The organism is Streptomyces sp. NPDC051921, from assembly GCF_040680975.1.
Taxonomy (GTDB): domain Bacteria; phylum Actinomycetota; class Actinomycetes; order Streptomycetales; family Streptomycetaceae; genus Streptomyces.
This window is the reverse complement of the sequence record NZ_JBFAXU010000033.1, coordinates 58875-74352: the sequence shown is the minus strand read 5'-3', so window position 1 is coordinate 74352 and position 15478 is coordinate 58875. Positions and strand designations below refer to the sequence as shown.

The window sequence follows — 15478 nt, the reverse complement described above, 5'->3', positions numbered from 1 at the left end:
AGTTCCTCAAGGACAACGAGGACAAGGTCCCCGGTGAGGTCAGGACCGAGGTCGAGACCGCCGTCGCCGAGCTGAAGGAGAAGCTCAAGGGCGAGTCCGCCGCCGGCGACGACACGGTGGCGATCCGCACCGCCACCGAGAAGGTCGCGGCCGTCTCCCAGAAGCTCGGCCAGGCCATGTACGCCGACGCCCGGGCCGCCCAGGCCGCGGGTGGCGCCGACGCCGGCCAGGCGCAGCCGCAGGAGCAGGAGCGGGGGCAGGACGACGACGTCGTCGACGCCGAGATCGTCGACGAGGACACGCCGGACGACCGCACCTGACGGCCCGGGCGGAGGTAGGACGGGGCGAGGCGAACAGGCGATGACGGAGAAGAAGATCATCACGGTGATCGGTGCCACGGGGCGGCAGGGCGGCTCGCTCTGCCGTGCGGCGCTGTCGGACCCGGAGGCCGAGTTCGCGGTACGGGCCGTCACCCGGCACCCCGACTCGTCACCGGCACAGGAGCTCAGGCGGCTGGGCGCCGAGGTCGTGCGGGCCGACATGGACGACGAGCCCAGCCTCGTGCCGGCTTTCGAGCACGCGTACGGCGCCTTCCTGATGACGAACTTCTGGGAGCACATGTCCGCCGAACGGGAGAAGACCCAGGCTCGCGCTCTGGCCCGGGCGGCCTCCCATGCGGGTGTACAGCACGCGATCTGGTCCACCCTCGAGGACACCCGTGCGTGCATACCTCTCGACGACGACCGGATGCCCACCCTCCAGGAGCGCTACAAGGTGCCCCATTTCGACGGCAAGGCCGAGGCCGACCACTACTTCACCGATCAGGCCGTGCCCACGACGTTCCTGCGCACCACGTTCTTCTGGGAGAACCTCTTCGGTGCGCTCGCCCCGCGACGCGGCGACGACGGCATCCTGCAGCTCACGTACCCCATGGACGACAGCAGGCTCGCGGGGATAGCGGTCGACGACATCGGCAAGACCTCCCTGGCCGTCTTCCGGCGCGGGACGGACCTCATCGCCGCCACCGTCAGCATCGCCGGGGAGCACCTCCGGATCGCCGACATGGCGGCAGCCCTCACCGGGACCGTCGGCGAACCGGTGCGCTACCGGCCCCTCACTCCCGACGAGTGGCGTGCGCAGGGCTTCCCCGGCGCCGAGGAGGTGGGGAACATGTTCCAGTACTACGCGGACTGCGAGCATCGCTTCACGGCGGCCCGGGACCTCACCGCCGTACGCGAACTCGATCCCGCACTCCAGGACTTCGCCACCTGGCTCGCCGCCCGTCACGAACGGCTACGGACCGCCTGGGCGTGACCTTCATCCTCCCGGACCTGAGGACGGCCGCCCCGGGGGCCGCCCCGAGACGCCGAAGGTCCTCCTCCACCGGTGGCTCAGGTCATGCCCTGCCGGCTCAGGTCACGTTCCCCACGCCGTGGGTCTTCAACGGCGGAATTGCCCGGCGGGGCGCGGGCGGCCCGGCCCGCCGGAAGGGGCGCGGGCCGGGACGGGGCTGGGGTCAGTGGCGGGGCGGGGGTGCGCAGTGGAAGCCGGCCGCGGTGGTGCGGTCGCCGTGCCCGTCGTAGCGGGACACCTGCGGGTAGCGGCACAGCTCGCGGTTGACCTGGTCGCCGGAGGCGTTGCGCAGGGTGGCGGGGAGGGTGCGGGGGGCCTTGCCCTGTTCGACCCAGGCCACCAGGGCACCGAGGTCGTCGACGGTGGCGCCGCTGCCGTTGTTGAGGCCGCAGTGGGTCGCGCCCGGGGCGAGGAAGAGGCGGTAGAAGTCGTCGACCTTCTTGGTGCCGCCCATCGTCCGCCCGACCTGCTCGCGGTACCTCACGGTGCCCTGCGCGGGGATGAACTCGTCGGCCCCGCCGTGCCAGGTCAGGAGCTTGCCGCCGGAGTCGCGGAACGCGGACAGGTCGGGGTCGTCGGTACCGATGACGCGGTCGTACTCGGCCCGGGACTGCTGGAACAGCTGGGTGAAGCGGGTGTAGGTGATGGTGGAGACGTCGAAGGACGGCTGCTTCTCCAGCCAGGTGGCGACCCAGGCGGCGGGGACGGGGAACGGCGCGCCCTTGACGTCGCCGTCGGCGTCGGGCGGGGTGGTGCCCGCCAGGCCCGACAGTTCGGCGCCGACGGGGACGCCGGGCCACAGCTTCCTGCCCGACGCGGTGCGGGGGCCGTCCCAGATCTTGCGGACCACGGTCGCGTCGGCTGCCGTGATGGTCAACTCCCGTCCCGCGCACAGCACTTTGGTGCCGATCAGGCTGCGCGGGTCGAAGTCGCACCGCTCGGGGGCGCCGACCAGGCCGTCCTCGGCGCCGTCGAGCGGGTCGCAGTCCTGGACGGCGGCCTTCGTGAAGGCGGCCAGCTCGCACGGGGTCGGGTGGTTCTTCTCCTGGTTCATGACCACCTGCGGCCACAGGGTGGCGACCTCGAACTCGTCCCAGTTGACGGCGGGCGCGTTGGCCAGGATGCCGTCGTAGTCGTCGGGGTGACGCTGGGCCTCCATGTAGCCCTGGCGTCCGCCGGTGGAGCAGCCGTTGAAGTACGCGTAGGAGGCGGGCCTGCCGTAGAAGCGCCCGATGACCTCCTTGGCGACGACCGCCGCCTCGTGCTCGGAGCGGCTCGCGAAGTTCTCCAGGAGCACCTCGTTCACCTCGCCGTCGGTGCGCAGGGCCCAACTGGTGTCGAGGTAGGTGCCGACGCCGGCGTCCGTGGTGGCGGCGGCGTAGCCGTTCTTGACCGCGTCGGCCAGGCCCTTGCCGTAGTCGCCGGCGGCGTAGGCACTGCCGCCGAGGGTCTGCAGGCGTCCGTTCCAGCCCTGCAGGGGCAGCCATACCCGCACCTTGGCGTGGTCGCCCGCCCCCGGGTGGGTCAGCGTGACCGTCACGTCGCAGAACGCCGGTACGCCGTCGACGTGGTCCGCGGGCAGCGGCCAGACCTCCGGCACGTCCACGGTGCCCGCCTCGTGCCGTACCGCCGTCACGTCCTCCACCGTGGTGCCGGCCGGGGCCGCGAGGGACGGGGGCGAGCAGGTGAGCGGTGTGGATACGGAGGCGGGGCCGCCCGCCGGCTGCGCGGCCGCGTTCGGCAGGTACGCCGCCGCCGTGACCAGCGGTACACCGGCCGCGAGAGCAGCCAGAAGAAGTCGTCTCATGGATTTCCCCCATCAGGAAGTACGGACATGTCGATCGAGGGGCGGATGTGTCAGCCGTGCGGTGGTCCGGTGGACCTGTCGTCCGCGGAGTGCGCGTCGGTGGGGGCGCCTCCCTGCCATGGGGCGGCGCGCTCCCCCGGGTCCGCACGTGCGGACGGCGCGAACCGTCGACACCCTCTCGCCGTCACCGGTTTAACTGGTGACGATGCTGGCATGGTGGCCGACGGGCTGTCAACGCGCGCACCGGGGTCGCGCCGAGCCCCGGGGCGCGGAAATTCCGACGGAGCGGCGAGGCGGCCTGTTAACCTGTCGACGACGTTGACCGTGTATCGAGGAGTCGCAGACGTGGTGGGTGACGACGACATCTCCGGGTGAGATCCGGATCTGACGGCCGCCGGGCGCGCTGGAAGAAGCGCCGCCGGAGTGGCCCGTTCGTCGTACCCCTTTTCCCCACGCCCGCCCGGGGCGGAGCTGTGTCCGCCCCCAGCCCCTTGAGGTCTCCCCCATGTCCGACGTCACCGTCGTGTGCTCGAACCTGTCCTTCGCCTGGCCCGACGACACCCCGGTCTTCGACGACCTGTCCTTCACCCTGACCACCGGACGCACCGGACTGGTCGCCCCCAACGGCTCCGGCAAGAGCACCCTGCTCCGGCTGATCGCCGGCGAACTGCGGCCCGCCTCCGGCTCGGTGACCGTCAGCGGCACGCTCGGCCACCTGCCGCAGAGCCTCCCCCTGACCGGCCACCTCACCGTCGCCGAAGTGCTCGGCGTCGCCGCCGTGATCCGCGCCCTGGACGCCGTCGAGTCCGGAGATGTGGGCGAGGAGCACTTCGCCACCATCGGCGACGACTGGGACGTCGAGGAGCGCACCCGTGCCCAGCTCGACCGTCTCGGTCTGGCCGGCCTGGCCCTCGACCGCCGCCTGAGCACGCTCAGCGGCGGGCAGGTCGTCCAGCTCGGCCTCGCCGCGCAACTGCTCAAGCGGCCCGATGTGCTGCTGCTCGACGAGCCGACGAACAACCTCGACCGGGACGCCCGGCACCGGCTGTACGACGTGCTGGCGGACTTCAACGGCCTCCTGCTGCTGGTCGCCCACGACCGCGCGCTGCTCGACCGCATGGACGGCATCGCCGAGCTCGGCAGCTCGCGACTGCGTTTCCACGGCGGCAACTTCACGGCCTACGAGGAAGCCGTGCGCGCCGAGCAGGAGGTCGCCGAGAAGAACGTCCGCAACGCCGAGCAGGAGCTGAAGCGGGAGAAGCGGGAGCTGCAGCAGGCGCGCGAGCGTGCCGACCGCCGAGCGAGCAACGCCGCCCGCAACCTCAAGAGCGCCGGGCTGCCGCGCATCTTCGCCGGGAACATGAAGCGCGGCGCCCAGGAGTCCGCGGGCCGGGCCGACCAGATGCACGCGTCCCGGGTCGGCGAGGCCAAGGCCCGCCTCGACGAGGCCGGGCGGGCGCTGCGCGAGGAGCAGCGCCTCGTCCTGGACCTTCCCGACACCCAGGTACCCGCGGGACGCAACCTCTTCCTCGGCGAGGGGATGCAGGTCCGGCACGACGGGGAGGACGTCTTCGCGGCGGGCGGCATCGACCTCTCCGTACGCGGCCCCGAGCGCATCGCCCTGACCGGCCCCAACGGCGCGGGCAAGACCACGCTGATGCGCCTGATCACGGGCGAACTCGTCCCGCACAGCGGACAGATCAGGCGCGGCGACGGGCGCGTCGCCTATCTCTCGCAGCGCCTGGACCTGCTCGCCCCGGACCGCACCGTGGCGGAGAACTTCGCCGCGTTCGCGCCCGAGCGCACCGAGGCGGAGCGGATGAACCTGCTCGCGCGCTTCCTGTTCCGCGGCCCCCGGGCCCATCTGCCCGTCGGCGTGCTGTCCGGCGGTGAGCGGCTGCGGGCCACACTGGCCTGTGTCCTGTGCGCCGAACCGGCCCCGCAGCTCCTGCTCCTCGACGAGCCGACCAACAACCTCGACCTGGTCGGCGTGGGCCAGCTGGAGAGCGCGCTCGACTCCTACCGGGGCGCCTTCATGGTGGTCAGCCACGACGAGCGGTTCCTCGCCGAGATCGGGGTGAACCGGTGGCTGCGGCTGGCCGACGGAAAGATCGAGGCGACGGGAGAGCCGGCGATGTGAGCCGCCGACGTGCGACGCGGCCCGCACCGGAGATCCTGGGCGGCGGGCCGGTCGCGGTCGTGGGCCACGACCGGCGGCTCGCGACCATTGGCCGGCGACCGGCGGCTCGCGACCATTGGCCGGCGACCGGTGACAGCGTCGTGAGCTGCGGCTGGAGCCGGGAAGGGGGGCGGGAGACCGGAGCACCCGTCCCTCCGGGCGCGTCCCCCTGGGCGCGTCCCGGTGCAGGGCCGAACCGTGACGAGCCTTGCACCCCACCGCAGTCACCTGTCAAGATGGTGATGTGAATCTTGACCATGCCTTCGTGTGCGGACACCCGGCGCTCGACTTCGCGGCCACGTTGCGCGCCCGGCGGTCGACCCGGTTCGAGATGTTCGTGACGCCGGACCGGCTCAACGCCTGGTATCTGGAGTCCGGGCTGGTGGACGCCATCACGCCCGCCGGAGAGGACGACGTCCGGGAGGCGATCACGGTGCGCGAGGCCTTGTACCGACTCGTCACCGATCGCCGCCTCGGCGAGGACTTCGACCGGCAGGCACTCGCGGTGCTCAACGCCGCCGCGCGCCAGGTCCCGGCGACTCCCCAACTCACTCCGGCGGGCCGGCACACCGACGCGACACCGTCGCAGGCCCTGGCCACCGTCGCCCGACAGGCCGTCGAACTGCTCAGCGGCCCGGACGTCCCCCTCCTCAAGGAGTGCGGCAACCCCGAGTGCACGCGGGTCTACGTCGACCGCTCGCGGGGGATGCGGCGACAGTGGTGCGGCATGGAGTCCTGCGGCAACAAGATCAAGGCAGCGGCCTACCGCGCGCGCAAGAAGACGGCGCCGGCCGCGGCCGGGAGCTGACCCGGCCGACGGTACCGGCGCCGCAGGACGGGACCGACGGCAGGCCGGCGGCCGCCTACAGCCCCAGGTCGAGGGCGAGGCACGAGTAGTACTTCCACGAGCCCGCGGGGTCGTGGGCGGCGGCCGCCCTCGGCGTGCCCTCCACCTCTTCGGTCATGTCCTCGACGCGAATGCGCTCGGGGAGCCTGCCGTAGCGTGCGTACCGCGCCGCGGCGGCGTCCGCGGCGATCTCCTCGTTCATGCCCGTACTCCCCTTCGTGGGTTTCTTCTGCCGATCAACCGCCCATCACCCGTCGAGCCAGTGACAGGGAGGCGGGGGCGGTCGTCGGACGGTGACGGTCCTGCACTCGGCGTGGGCACGAAGCCCACCGCACCGCACGCGCGGCCGCTCCCGCTCCTGCCGATCGGCGCGGATCATCGGGCCGCCGAAGGCGTCGGTTCGTCGGCGCGATCAGAGGCGGTCGGCGTCGACGACGGCCTGCGCGAAGGCGGCCGGCGCCTCCTGCGGCAGGTTGTGGCCGATGCCCGCGAGGGCGCGGTGCTCGTAGGGGCCGGTGAAGTGGTGGCGGTAGCCGGTGCCGTCTCCGGGCGGGGTGAAGGGATCGAGGGCCGGGTCCAGGGTGATCGTGGGCACCTGGACGGGCGGTTGTGCGGCGAGCCGCTCCTCGTAGCGCCGGTAGCGACCGTCCCCCTCGATCAGGCCGATGCGCCAGCGGTAGTTGTGGAGCACGACGGCCGCGTAGTCGGGATTCCTGAACGCCTCGGCGGTACGCCGGAAGGTGGCGTCGTCGAAGTCCCAGGTGGGCGAGACGAGCGTCCATACGTAGCGGCACAGGGCGATGCGTTCGTCGACGTTCTCCATCGCCTGCTTGCCGCGCTCGGTGGCGAAGTACCACTGGTACCACCAGGTGCGCTCGACGGCGGGAGACGCGGGCATCAGCTGCGCCTTGCGGTCGGTGATGAGGTAACCACCGGTCGAGACCAGCGCCTTGACGCGTTCGGGCCACAGGGCCGCGATGATGTCCGCGGTCCGTGAGCCCCAGTCGAACCCGGTGAGCACCGCCTTGTCGATCTCGAGGGCGTCCATCAGGGCGACGATGTCGAGCGCGACGGCGGACTGTTCGGCGGTGCGAGGCGTACGACGCGACAGGAACCGCGTACTGCCGTGACCGCGCAGATAGGGAACGATCACGCGGTACCCGAGGTCGGCGAGGAGCGGGGCGACGTCGACGTAGCTGTGGATGTCGTACGGCCAGCCGTGCAGGCACAGGACGACCGGACCATGGGCGGGCCCGGCCTCGGCGTAACCGATGTCGAGGACACCCGCCCGCACCTGCTTGAGCACGGGGAAGGCGGTGTGGGTGCCGGACGCCCCGTCCACGAGGGGCACGGCGCCCGCGCCGGACGTTCCGCCGCCGACGGGTGTGCCGGACGCGTCGGACGCGGCGCCCCTGGCCGACGCGGTGGACCGCAGACCGGTCAGCGAGACCGCGGCCGCACCGGTGCCCAGGCCGACGGTCCTGGTGAACGTACGCCTGTTGATCATGACAAACCCCTCCGTCGCATGCTTCGCGCGGCCGGCCCGCGGCCGGCTGGTGGCCCATCGACCTTCACACACTCATCGTCACCTGTCAAACCAGTGACGCGCGTTCGTCACCGGCTTGACGGGTGACGAAATGGCGTGCCACTTTTACAACCCGGCAGGGCGGTGGCTGCGGCTCTCCCTGGCCGAAGGACCCGGAATCACCGGGACGTCCGAAGACCTGGAAGGAACTCGGCATGGCCAACATCAACGGTGGGCGCAAGCGGCGGACGACGGGCGCGGTGGCGGCGGTCACGGCGGGGCTCGCGCTCGGCGCGACCGCCCTCGGCGGCACCGCCGACGGAGCGCCCCACCAGGCCGGCGGACACGTCAGGCCGACCATCGTCCTGGAGCACGGCGCCTTCGCCGACGGCTCCAGCTGGAACGGCGTCGTCGCCGAACTGCGCGCCGACGGCTACCCGGTCGTCGCCGCTGCCAACCCGCTGCGCGGCCCCTCCTCCGACGCCGCCGCGCTGCGCACCGTCCTCGACCACGTCAAGGGTCCCAAGATCCTGGTCGGCCACTCGTACGGCGGCACCGTCATCAGCCAAGCCGCCACCGACGACCCGCAGGTCAAGGGCCTCGTCTATGTGGCCGCCTTCCTCCCAGCCCCCGGAGAGAGCGCCTTGGAGCTCACCGGCAAGTACCCCGGCTCGACGCTGCCCGACGCCCTCGACCCGGTCACCTACCGGCAGGCCGACGGCGCCACCGCCACCGACCTCTACATCCGACAGGACAAGTTCCCGCACCAGTTCGCCGCCGACGTACCCGCCGACCAGGCGGCGCTCATGGCCGCGGCGCAGCGCCCCATCGCCCAGGCGGCGCTGGAGGAGAAGGCCACCGGCGCCGCCTGGAGGACCAAGCCCTCCTGGGCCGTCGTCACCACCCAGGACCTCAACATCCCCGCCGCCGTCCAGCGTTTCATGGCCAGGCGCGCCCACGCCCGCACCACCGAGGTGGCGGCCTCCCACTCCGTCGCCGTCTCCCACCCCCGCCTCGTCGCCGACGTCATCGAGCGCGCCGCCCGCGCCACCGCCGGCTGACCGGGACACCGAGCGGAACGGCTCCCCGCTCCCCCGCCCGTGGCCTGGCACCCTCCGCATGCGATTGCCGCGTGACGACACCCCGGACGGACATCTGGTCTCTGGATCACGCCACCCGGACGGGTTCGCCGCGGCGGCGGCGAACGGAGCGGGGGAACGGTGGAGTTGAGCGCCCATGCCATGGCCGGCCGGGACAGCGAACAGGAGGTGGGAGACGTCCGCGAGACCGGCCTCCTCCGCCGCGAGCGCGTGCCGACGGGCCTGTTCGAGGCGGCCGGTGTGCAGGGCCGCCTCGACGAGGTCGAGAAGGGTGCGCGACGCCTGATGGACGTACGGCGCGAAGGTACCGGGCCCTCGACGCCCGCCGCCCTGATCACCCGGTGCTGCCGGGCCGCGAGGCCCGCGGTGTGATCGAGGAGCGCGGACTTGCCCATGCCCGCTTCTCCGCGCAGGACGAGGGCCTGACCCTCCGAGGCCGCGAGGGACGCGCGCGGCGCACCGGTCGTGGCCCCGAGGTCGGCCGGCAGCCGCCGCGGCGTGGGCATCGCGGACACCGACCCGCTCATCACCCCCTTGACTGGTGACGCACCCTCTTGCCATGGTGGCGTCACCACTTCAACCGGTGACGCATGGATGTTCGTCCCGGCGCTGAGGTCATCCGAAGCCTTCGACCCGGACAGGGAGCACGAGCCATGGCAGTCACCTACACCGCCCACATCGAAGTCGACGGAGAGGGCCGCAACGGCGGTCGCGTCCGCTCCGCGGACGGCCTCCTGGAGACCCGGCTGGCCATCCCCAAGGAGCTCGGCGGCGCGGGCGACGCGACCAACCCGGAGCAGCTGCTCGCCGCCGGCTGGGCCGCCTGCTTCCTCGGCGCCCTCCGCCGCGCCGCCGCCACCCGCAAGATCCGGCTCACCAGCACCACGATCACCGCCGAGGTCACGCTCACCCACGGCGAGGACGGCGAGTTCTCGCTCTCCGCGGTCCTCAGCCCCGTCCTCGGCGGCGTGGACCGGACGACCGCCGAGGAACTCACGCACGCCGCCCACCGGATCTGCCCGTACTCCAAGGCCACGCGCGGCAACATCCCGGTCACGCTCAACGCCTCCGGCACCGCCGCCTGACCCACCCCTGACCGCGGGTCCCGTGTCCCCTCCCCCGGGCACGGGACCCGCCCCCCCTCACTGCGCACGGGAGCGTACGAGGACATGCCGCTGACGACCCGGGCCTGCGGCCTCCCCGCCCCCGCCGGGCGCGAACGCCCGACCGACGCGGAGATCGGGAACTGGGCCGAAGCCGCGGTGCTGTACGGGTGCGGGCCGGCGGCCACGGACTTCGTGCGCGCTCGTCCTCCGGAGCCCCGCGCCCTCCCCGGCGCGCTCACCGCAACGCGCTCCGTCCGGCCGCGCACCGCCGGACGGAACGGGGATCCCGATCCGGACCGGGCCTCGCCGCTCCGGCACGGCGACGCACCTGACTAGGCATCGCGTCGGCGCAGCAGGAGCCCGCCGGTGAGCAGGGCCGAAGCCGTCCACGCCGCGAGGACGCCGAGACCGTGCCAGGGCCCGACGGGAAGGTGGTCCAGATCGACGGTGGACTGGACGGCGAGCCCGGCGGACATCGGCGCGAGCTGCTGGAGGAGGCGTTGCAGATCGGGGTCGTTGACCACCTGCCCCACGACGGGGAAGAGGTAGAGGAGGCCCAGGACGATGCCGATCGCGGTCGCCCCCTCCCGGACCGCCGTCGCCACCCCGAAGCTCAGCAGCGCGATCAGCGCGAGGTAGAGGACCGACCCCACGGCGGCGCGCAGCGTCGGCCCGTCCCCCAGGGAGATCGGGGCATAGCCGTTCTCCGCCGTGAAGCCGTTGCCCGGCAGCACGTACCGCCCGGCGAGCAGGGCGGCGAGGACCGCGAGGGTTCCCGAGGCCAGTACCGCCACGCTGACGACCGCCGCCTTGGCCGTGAAGGCCGCGAGTCGGCGCGGTACGGCCGTGAACGTGGTGTGGATCATTCCGGTGGCGTACTCGCCGGTGACCGTCAGCGCGGCGGCGACGGCGACGACGGCCTGCCCCACGACGACACCGGTGAGGGAGAGCCGCACGTCGTCCTCGCCGCATCCGGGGGCGGGGCAGTTCACGGCCGCGGCCGTGCCGACGCTCACGGCCACGGTCAGCACCACGGCCAGGAGGAGCAGCGGGACCGTGCCCCCGCCGGCGCGCAGCTTCGTCCACTCCGCGTGCAGCATGTGCCTCATACGTCGCTCCGGTGCAGCCGTGTCCGGGCGAGAGCGAAGGTGAGCGCGGCGTAACCGCACAGCACGGCGAAGCCGGCCCAGGGTGTCAGCGGGTGATAGCCGGTCGAGGGCTCGTACACGCTCAGGACCTGTGCGTATCGAGGGAGCGTCTGCTGGACGGCGAAGCCCGCGGCAGGGGTGACCCTCAGCAGCCACTCCGAGGCGCCCGCGGGCAGCACGGCCGAGGTGGCGAGCAGGTACGGCAGCACCGTCGAGGCGACGACCACGGCGACGGCCGCGGCGCTGCGCCGCAGCAGGGCGCCCAGGGAGAGCGCGAGCACGGCGGTGACGGCGAACAGCAGGCCCGTGCCCACCGTGACGCGCAGTTCGGTCGCCGTGTCGACGGGGAAGACCCGGAACCCTCGGCCCTCTGCGCCCTGCCGGCCGAGCGGGACGACCAGGGCGGCGGCGACCAGACCGGCGGCGAACGCCGTGGCGCCCACCGTGACGGCCTTGGCCGTGAGGACGCGGCCGCGAACCGGGTGTGCGGTCAGCGTCGTGCGGATCAGCGCGCGCCGGTACTCGCCGGTGACGAACACCGTGCTCACGCCGATCACCACGATCAGCCCTGCGAAGCCGCCGACGAGGAAGTTCTCCAGGGAGTACGCGGGCCCCATGGCCGGGCCGCCCACCACGGGGGCGATGTCTCCGGCGCCGGTCACCGTGAAGGTGCCGGCGGACTCCGTGAAGCCGCCTTCCATGCCGCTGGAGTAGCTCCCGGACGTGCCGGCGTCGCCGCCCACCTGGGTGCCTTTCCACCCGGAGCCCGACCAGGTGCCCTGGAGGACGGGGCGGCCGAAGGTGCCGGTGGCCACGGCGGGGCCGAAGCCCACGCCGACCGCCGTCTCCTGCCTGGCCTGCGGTGAGGCCGCGAACAGCCCGGCCTGCACCGTGCCGCCCAGCCCGGCCGGGCGGGCGGTGCCGACCAGGGTCCAGCGCGCGCCGTCGGCGGAGACGAAGCCGGTGACCGTGTCGCCGTCGCGGACGAGCCGCAGCCATCGCGGCGGCCCATCTGCGGAGGCGAGGGGTGCGGCGCGGTCGTGGGTGTAGTCGTACTGCATCCGGACTCCGTGGCCGCCGGTGAGCATGACCGCGGCGTAGGGGGATCCCTGGGCGAGGTCCTTCTTGACGATGATCCCCGCCTTGGCCCATGGCTGGGCGCTTCCTCGCGCGTTCCGCCCGTGCCCGTCGTCGGCGAGCCCGGCCAGCGCGGTCACGGGCACCGTGATGCTCCCGTCCCCGTCGAGGGTCCGGTGGACGAAGTAGAAGCTGTCGTTGACCGGCTCCCCGCCAGGGCCGGTGGGGAACCCGGTGGCGGAGCCCGGCGCACCCGACCCTCCCGGAGCGGCCGTGCCCAGCAGCCCGACCACCACCGTCGCGAGCGCCGCGGCGGCGGTGCCGAGGACCCAGCCCCGCACCGTACGGAACTTGGTCCACTCGGCGTGGAGCAGCCGCGCGAAGACCTTCGTACGGGTCATCGCGCACCGTCCTCGGCCGCTGCCCCGCGGTACTCGACGGCGTCGCGGGTGAGCCGCATGTAGGCGTGCTCCAGGGTCACGCGGTCCGCGGACACCGCGGAGAACGGCACCGCGCTGCCGCTGAGGACCGCCACCACCCGCTCGTCGGCCAGTCCCGACACCCCGAGCGCGTCATGGCCCGCGACCTCCACGGTCGCCCCGGCACGCCGCAGGACGGCCTCGGCGTGCGCGACGGCGGAGGTTCTGACGGTGATCCGGCCGCCGGAACAGGACGCCAGCAAGTCCCCCACGCCGGTGTCGGCGACGACCTTCCCCCGGCCGATCACGACGAGGTGGTCGGCCGTGTCCTCCAGTTCGCCCATCAGGTGGGTGGAGACCAGCACGGCGCGGCCCTCTCGGGCCAGCTTCCCGAGCAGGCCACGCATCCACACGATGCCGTCAGGGTCCAACCCGTTGAACGGCTCGTCGAGCATGAGCACGGGCGGGTCACCGAGCAGGGCCGCAGCGATCCCCAGCCGCTGCCGCATGCCGAGGGAGAAGCCGCCCGCCCTGCGCCGGGCGGCCTGGCCCAGACCCGCCTGCTCGATGACCTCGTCCACTCGGCGGGCGGACAGGCCCTGGGAGTGGGCCAGCCACAGCAGATGGCCACGGGCGGTACGGCTCGGCTGCAGCGCGGAGGCGTCCAGCAGCGCCCCCAGGTGCCGCAGCGGTTCGCGCAGGGTCCGGTACGGCCGGCCGCCGACCAGGGCGCTCCCCGCGTCGGCGGCGTCCAGGCCGAGGATCACGCGCATCGTCGTGGACTTCCCGGCGCCGTTGGGGCCGACGAAACCGGTGACCTGGCCCGGCCGGACCGCGAACGTCATGCCGTTGAGGGCCACTTGTGGGCCGAAGCGCTTGTGTACGCCGACGACCTCGATCGTCGCGCCGATGTCATGGTTCATGCGCCCACCGTGCGGGCCGGCACGTGACAGGGGCCGAACGGCCGCTGTCATGCCGCTGTTAGGCGCCTCGGCATAGCCTGGGGACCCAGCCGGACGAAAGGACCCGGAATGAAGCTGCCCGGCACCGTGCGCACGCGCTTCACGGTCCTGTACACGAGCCTGTTCCTGGCGTCCGGCGCGCTCCTGCTCGCCCTCGCCGCGGCCTTCGCCTCCGGCAGCAGGATCGCCGAGGCGGGACCGGGGGCCGTGCCCGAGCCGGCTGTGGCGGGACCGGCCCGGGCACGTATCGACGAGCTGGAACGGCGCCTGGCGCAGGCGGACGAGGCCCAGGCGCGGCAGATCCTCAAGGGTTCGGCACTCGCGCTGGCGGTGATGGGGGTCGCGTCGATCGGGCTGGGCCGGCTCGTGGCCGGGCGGGTGCTGCGCCCCTTGCGCATGATGACCGTGACCACCCGGCGCATCTCGGCCGACAACCTGCACGAGCGGCTGGCGGTCACCGGTCCCGCCGACGAGGTGAAGGACCTCGCCGACACGGTCGACGACCTGCTGGAGAGGCTGGAGAGCGCCTTCGCGGGCCAGCGTCGCTTCGTGGCGAACGCCTCGCACGAACTCCGCACCCCGCTCACGACCATGAGGGCGGCGCTGGACGTCACCGCGGCCAAGCCGGGGCCCGTGCCCGAGCAGACGCGCGTCCTGGTGGGCCGACTGCGCACCGAACTCGACCGGGTGGACCGCCTCCTTGACGGCTTCCTCGTCCTCGCCCGCACGCAGCACGGCGAGTTCACCGACGCGGCTCGGGTCCGACTCGACCTCCTCGTGTCCGAGGCCCTCGCCGTGCGGGCCGAGGACACCGCGGCGAAGCAGCTCACCGTGCACCGCGCCGACGGGGGCGAGTCCGCGGACGTGTGGGGCAGCGCGAGCCTGCTGGGTCGTGTGGTCGACAACCTCGTCGACAACGCCGTCCGGCACAACAGTCACGGAGGCTGGTTCCGCGTGGGCGTCCGCTCCGACGGCGCCGCGGTGCGTCTGGTCGTCGAGAGCGGCGGGCCGGTCCTCGACGAGGAACAGGTGGGTCGGCTCGGCCGGCCGTTCTCCCGGCTGGGTGCGGACCGGACCGGCGGTGAGGCGGGCTCCGGACTCGGGCTGTCCATCGTCGCGGCCATCGCCACGGCACACGACGGCGTGATGGAGATGCGGCCGCGCTCCGAGGGCGGGCTGCGGGTCACCGTGGTCCTGCCCCGGGCCCTGGGGGTATCGGCATGAGGGTGCTCGTGGTCGAGGACGCCAGGCCCCTCGCCGAGATCGTCGCGGAGGGCCTCCGCGATCAGGGCATGGCGGTGGACGTCGTCCACGACGGGATCGAGGCGGCGGTGAGTCTCGACACCCACGCCTATGACGTCGTGGTTCTCGACCGTGACCTGCCCGGCATCCACGGAGACGCCCTGTGCCAGATGATCGCCTCGCGCGACGACCGGGTCATGGTGTTGATGCTGACGGCGGCGGGCACGCCGGGCGACCGGGTGAGCGGGCTCGTGCTGGGCGCCGACGACTACCTCTCCAAGCCGTTCCACTTCCCCGAACTCGTCCTGCGGATCCGGGCCCTCGCCCGGCGCCGGCCCTGCGCGCCGGCACGCACCCTGCGCGCGGCGGGCATCGAGCTCGATCCGATGCGGCGTACCGCGACCCGGGACGGAGTCCTCCTCGGTCTCTCGGTCAAGGAGTTCGCCGTCCTCGAGGCGCTGCTGAACGCCTGCCCCGCCTTCATGAGCGCGGAGGCCCTGCTGGAGCAGGTGTGGGACGAGAACGCCGACCCGTTCACCAACACCGTGGCGGTGACCATCAGCCGCCTCCGTCGCAAACTCGGCGACCCCGCGGTCATCACGACGGTGCCCGGCGTCGGCTACCGCATCGCCACCTGAGGCGCACGGGATCACCGGTTCACCGCGTGGGGACCGTTCGGCTCAGGCCGACGGGTGCGTGGCTCTCCGCCGTGA

Annotated in this window: 14 protein-coding genes and 1 pseudogene; 9 read left to right on the top strand and 6 right to left on the bottom strand. The window is 73.0% G+C overall.

Annotated features, from left to right (window positions below):
• Both dnaK and AB0M16_RS33010 read left to right on the top strand, forming a co-directional pair.
• A pseudogene (gene dnaK, locus AB0M16_RS33015) lies at nt 1-320 on the top strand (molecular chaperone DnaK); the annotation flags it as partial.
• A gap of 40 nt (nt 321-360) precedes the next feature.
• Nucleotides 361-1314, top strand: coding sequence for an NmrA/HSCARG family protein (locus AB0M16_RS33010; RefSeq protein WP_365349599.1), 954 nt, complete (start codon nt 361-363; stop codon nt 1312-1314).
• Between the two features lie 202 nt (nt 1315-1516).
• Here AB0M16_RS33010 and AB0M16_RS33005 read toward each other — a convergent pair whose 3' ends face one another.
• The gene (locus AB0M16_RS33005) at nt 1517-3160 is read right to left on the bottom strand and encodes a DUF6351 family protein (protein ID WP_365349597.1); all 1644 of its coding nucleotides are present in this window, start codon (nt 3158-3160) and stop codon (nt 1517-1519) included.
• Between the two features lie 505 nt (nt 3161-3665).
• Between AB0M16_RS33005 and AB0M16_RS33000 the strand changes: the two genes are divergently transcribed.
• On the top strand, nt 3666-5300 hold the full coding sequence (locus AB0M16_RS33000; protein WP_365349594.1) for an ABC-F family ATP-binding cassette domain-containing protein: 1635 nt from the start codon (nt 3666-3668) through the stop codon (nt 5298-5300).
• Nucleotides 5301-5583: 283 nt separating this feature from the next.
• A complete protein-coding gene (locus tag AB0M16_RS32995; protein WP_365349592.1) occupies nt 5584-6147 on the top strand; it encodes a CGNR zinc finger domain-containing protein in 564 nt (187 codons plus the stop codon).
• Nucleotides 6148-6202: 55 nt separating this feature from the next.
• On the opposite strand, the gene AB0M16_RS32990 is transcribed toward AB0M16_RS32995, so the two are convergent.
• Nucleotides 6203-6388 carry a hypothetical protein gene (locus AB0M16_RS32990; protein ID WP_365349590.1) on the bottom strand — a complete coding sequence of 62 codons (186 nt, stop codon included), beginning with the start codon at nt 6386-6388 and terminating at the stop codon, nt 6203-6205.
• A 210-nt stretch (nt 6389-6598) separates the two neighbouring features.
• On the bottom strand, nt 6599-7693 hold the full coding sequence (locus tag AB0M16_RS32985) for an alpha/beta hydrolase (RefSeq protein WP_365349588.1): 1095 nt from the start codon (nt 7691-7693) through the stop codon (nt 6599-6601).
• 233 nt (nt 7694-7926) lie between these two features.
• Here AB0M16_RS32985 and AB0M16_RS32980 point away from each other — a divergent pair, with 233 nt between their 5' ends.
• The 3 genes from AB0M16_RS32980 to AB0M16_RS32970 all read left to right on the top strand — a co-directional run bounded on the left by AB0M16_RS32980 (nt 7927) and on the right by AB0M16_RS32970 (nt 9896).
• Nucleotides 7927-8772: an alpha/beta hydrolase gene (locus AB0M16_RS32980; RefSeq protein ID WP_365349586.1), complete on the top strand. Its 846-nt coding sequence runs from the start codon at nt 7927-7929 to the stop codon at nt 8770-8772.
• 165 nt (nt 8773-8937) lie between these two features.
• Nucleotides 8938-9183, top strand: coding sequence for a hypothetical protein (locus AB0M16_RS32975; protein WP_365349584.1), 246 nt, complete (start codon nt 8938-8940; stop codon nt 9181-9183).
• A 281-nt stretch (nt 9184-9464) separates the two neighbouring features.
• Nucleotides 9465-9896, top strand: a complete 432-nt coding sequence (locus tag AB0M16_RS32970; RefSeq protein WP_365349582.1) for an organic hydroperoxide resistance protein — start codon at nt 9465-9467, stop codon at nt 9894-9896.
• A gap of 353 nt (nt 9897-10249) precedes the next feature.
• Here AB0M16_RS32970 and AB0M16_RS32965 read toward each other — a convergent pair whose 3' ends face one another.
• The 3 genes from AB0M16_RS32965 to AB0M16_RS32955 are packed head-to-tail and all read right to left on the bottom strand — an operon-like array spanning nt 10250 to nt 13484.
• On the bottom strand, nt 10250-11026 hold the full coding sequence (locus AB0M16_RS32965) for an ABC transporter permease (protein WP_365349580.1): 777 nt from the start codon (nt 11024-11026) through the stop codon (nt 10250-10252).
• The gene (locus tag AB0M16_RS32960; RefSeq protein WP_365349578.1) at nt 11023-12543 is read right to left on the bottom strand and encodes a hypothetical protein; all 1521 of its coding nucleotides are present in this window, start codon (nt 12541-12543) and stop codon (nt 11023-11025) included. The genes AB0M16_RS32965 and AB0M16_RS32960 overlap by 4 nt, the downstream gene beginning before the upstream one ends.
• Entirely contained in the window at nt 12540-13484 is a 945-nt protein-coding gene (locus tag AB0M16_RS32955; protein WP_365349576.1) for an ATP-binding cassette domain-containing protein, read from the bottom strand. The genes AB0M16_RS32960 and AB0M16_RS32955 overlap by 4 nt, the downstream gene beginning before the upstream one ends.
• A gap of 108 nt (nt 13485-13592) precedes the next feature.
• On the opposite strand from AB0M16_RS32955, the gene AB0M16_RS32950 reads away from it, so the two are divergent.
• Nucleotides 13593-14747: a HAMP domain-containing sensor histidine kinase gene (locus AB0M16_RS32950; protein ID WP_365349574.1), complete on the top strand. Its 1155-nt coding sequence runs from the start codon at nt 13593-13595 to the stop codon at nt 14745-14747.
• Nucleotides 14744-15403, top strand: coding sequence for a response regulator transcription factor (locus AB0M16_RS32945; protein WP_365349572.1), 660 nt, complete (start codon nt 14744-14746; stop codon nt 15401-15403). Before AB0M16_RS32950 ends, AB0M16_RS32945 begins: the two co-directional genes overlap by 4 nt.
• Nucleotides 15404-15478: the final 75 nt, after the last annotated feature.

What these genes read in the sequence shown, in the direction of transcription:
- AB0M16_RS33010 (WP_365349599.1), top strand. Translation starts at nt 361, where the DNA reads ATGACGGAGAAGAAGATCATCACGGTGATCGGTGCCACGGGGCGGCAG.
- AB0M16_RS33005 (WP_365349597.1), bottom strand. Translation starts at nt 3,160, where the DNA reads ATGAGACGACTTCTTCTGGCTGCTCTCGCGGCCGGTGTACCGCTGGTC.
- AB0M16_RS33000 (WP_365349594.1), top strand. Translation starts at nt 3,666, where the DNA reads ATGTCCGACGTCACCGTCGTGTGCTCGAACCTGTCCTTCGCCTGGCCC.
- AB0M16_RS32990 (WP_365349590.1), bottom strand. Translation starts at nt 6,388, where the DNA reads ATGAACGAGGAGATCGCCGCGGACGCCGCCGCGGCGCGGTACGCACGC.
- AB0M16_RS32985 (WP_365349588.1), bottom strand. Translation starts at nt 7,693, where the DNA reads ATGATCAACAGGCGTACGTTCACCAGGACCGTCGGCCTGGGCACCGGT.
- AB0M16_RS32980 (WP_365349586.1), top strand. Translation starts at nt 7,927, where the DNA reads ATGGCCAACATCAACGGTGGGCGCAAGCGGCGGACGACGGGCGCGGTG.
- AB0M16_RS32970 (WP_365349582.1), top strand. Translation starts at nt 9,465, where the DNA reads ATGGCAGTCACCTACACCGCCCACATCGAAGTCGACGGAGAGGGCCGC.
- AB0M16_RS32965 (WP_365349580.1), bottom strand. Translation starts at nt 11,026, where the DNA reads ATGAGGCACATGCTGCACGCGGAGTGGACGAAGCTGCGCGCCGGCGGG.
- AB0M16_RS32960 (WP_365349578.1), bottom strand. Translation starts at nt 12,543, where the DNA reads ATGACCCGTACGAAGGTCTTCGCGCGGCTGCTCCACGCCGAGTGGACC.
- AB0M16_RS32955 (WP_365349576.1), bottom strand. Translation starts at nt 13,484, where the DNA reads ATGAACCATGACATCGGCGCGACGATCGAGGTCGTCGGCGTACACAAG.
- AB0M16_RS32950 (WP_365349574.1), top strand. Translation starts at nt 13,593, where the DNA reads ATGAAGCTGCCCGGCACCGTGCGCACGCGCTTCACGGTCCTGTACACG.
- AB0M16_RS32945 (WP_365349572.1), top strand. Translation starts at nt 14,744, where the DNA reads ATGAGGGTGCTCGTGGTCGAGGACGCCAGGCCCCTCGCCGAGATCGTC.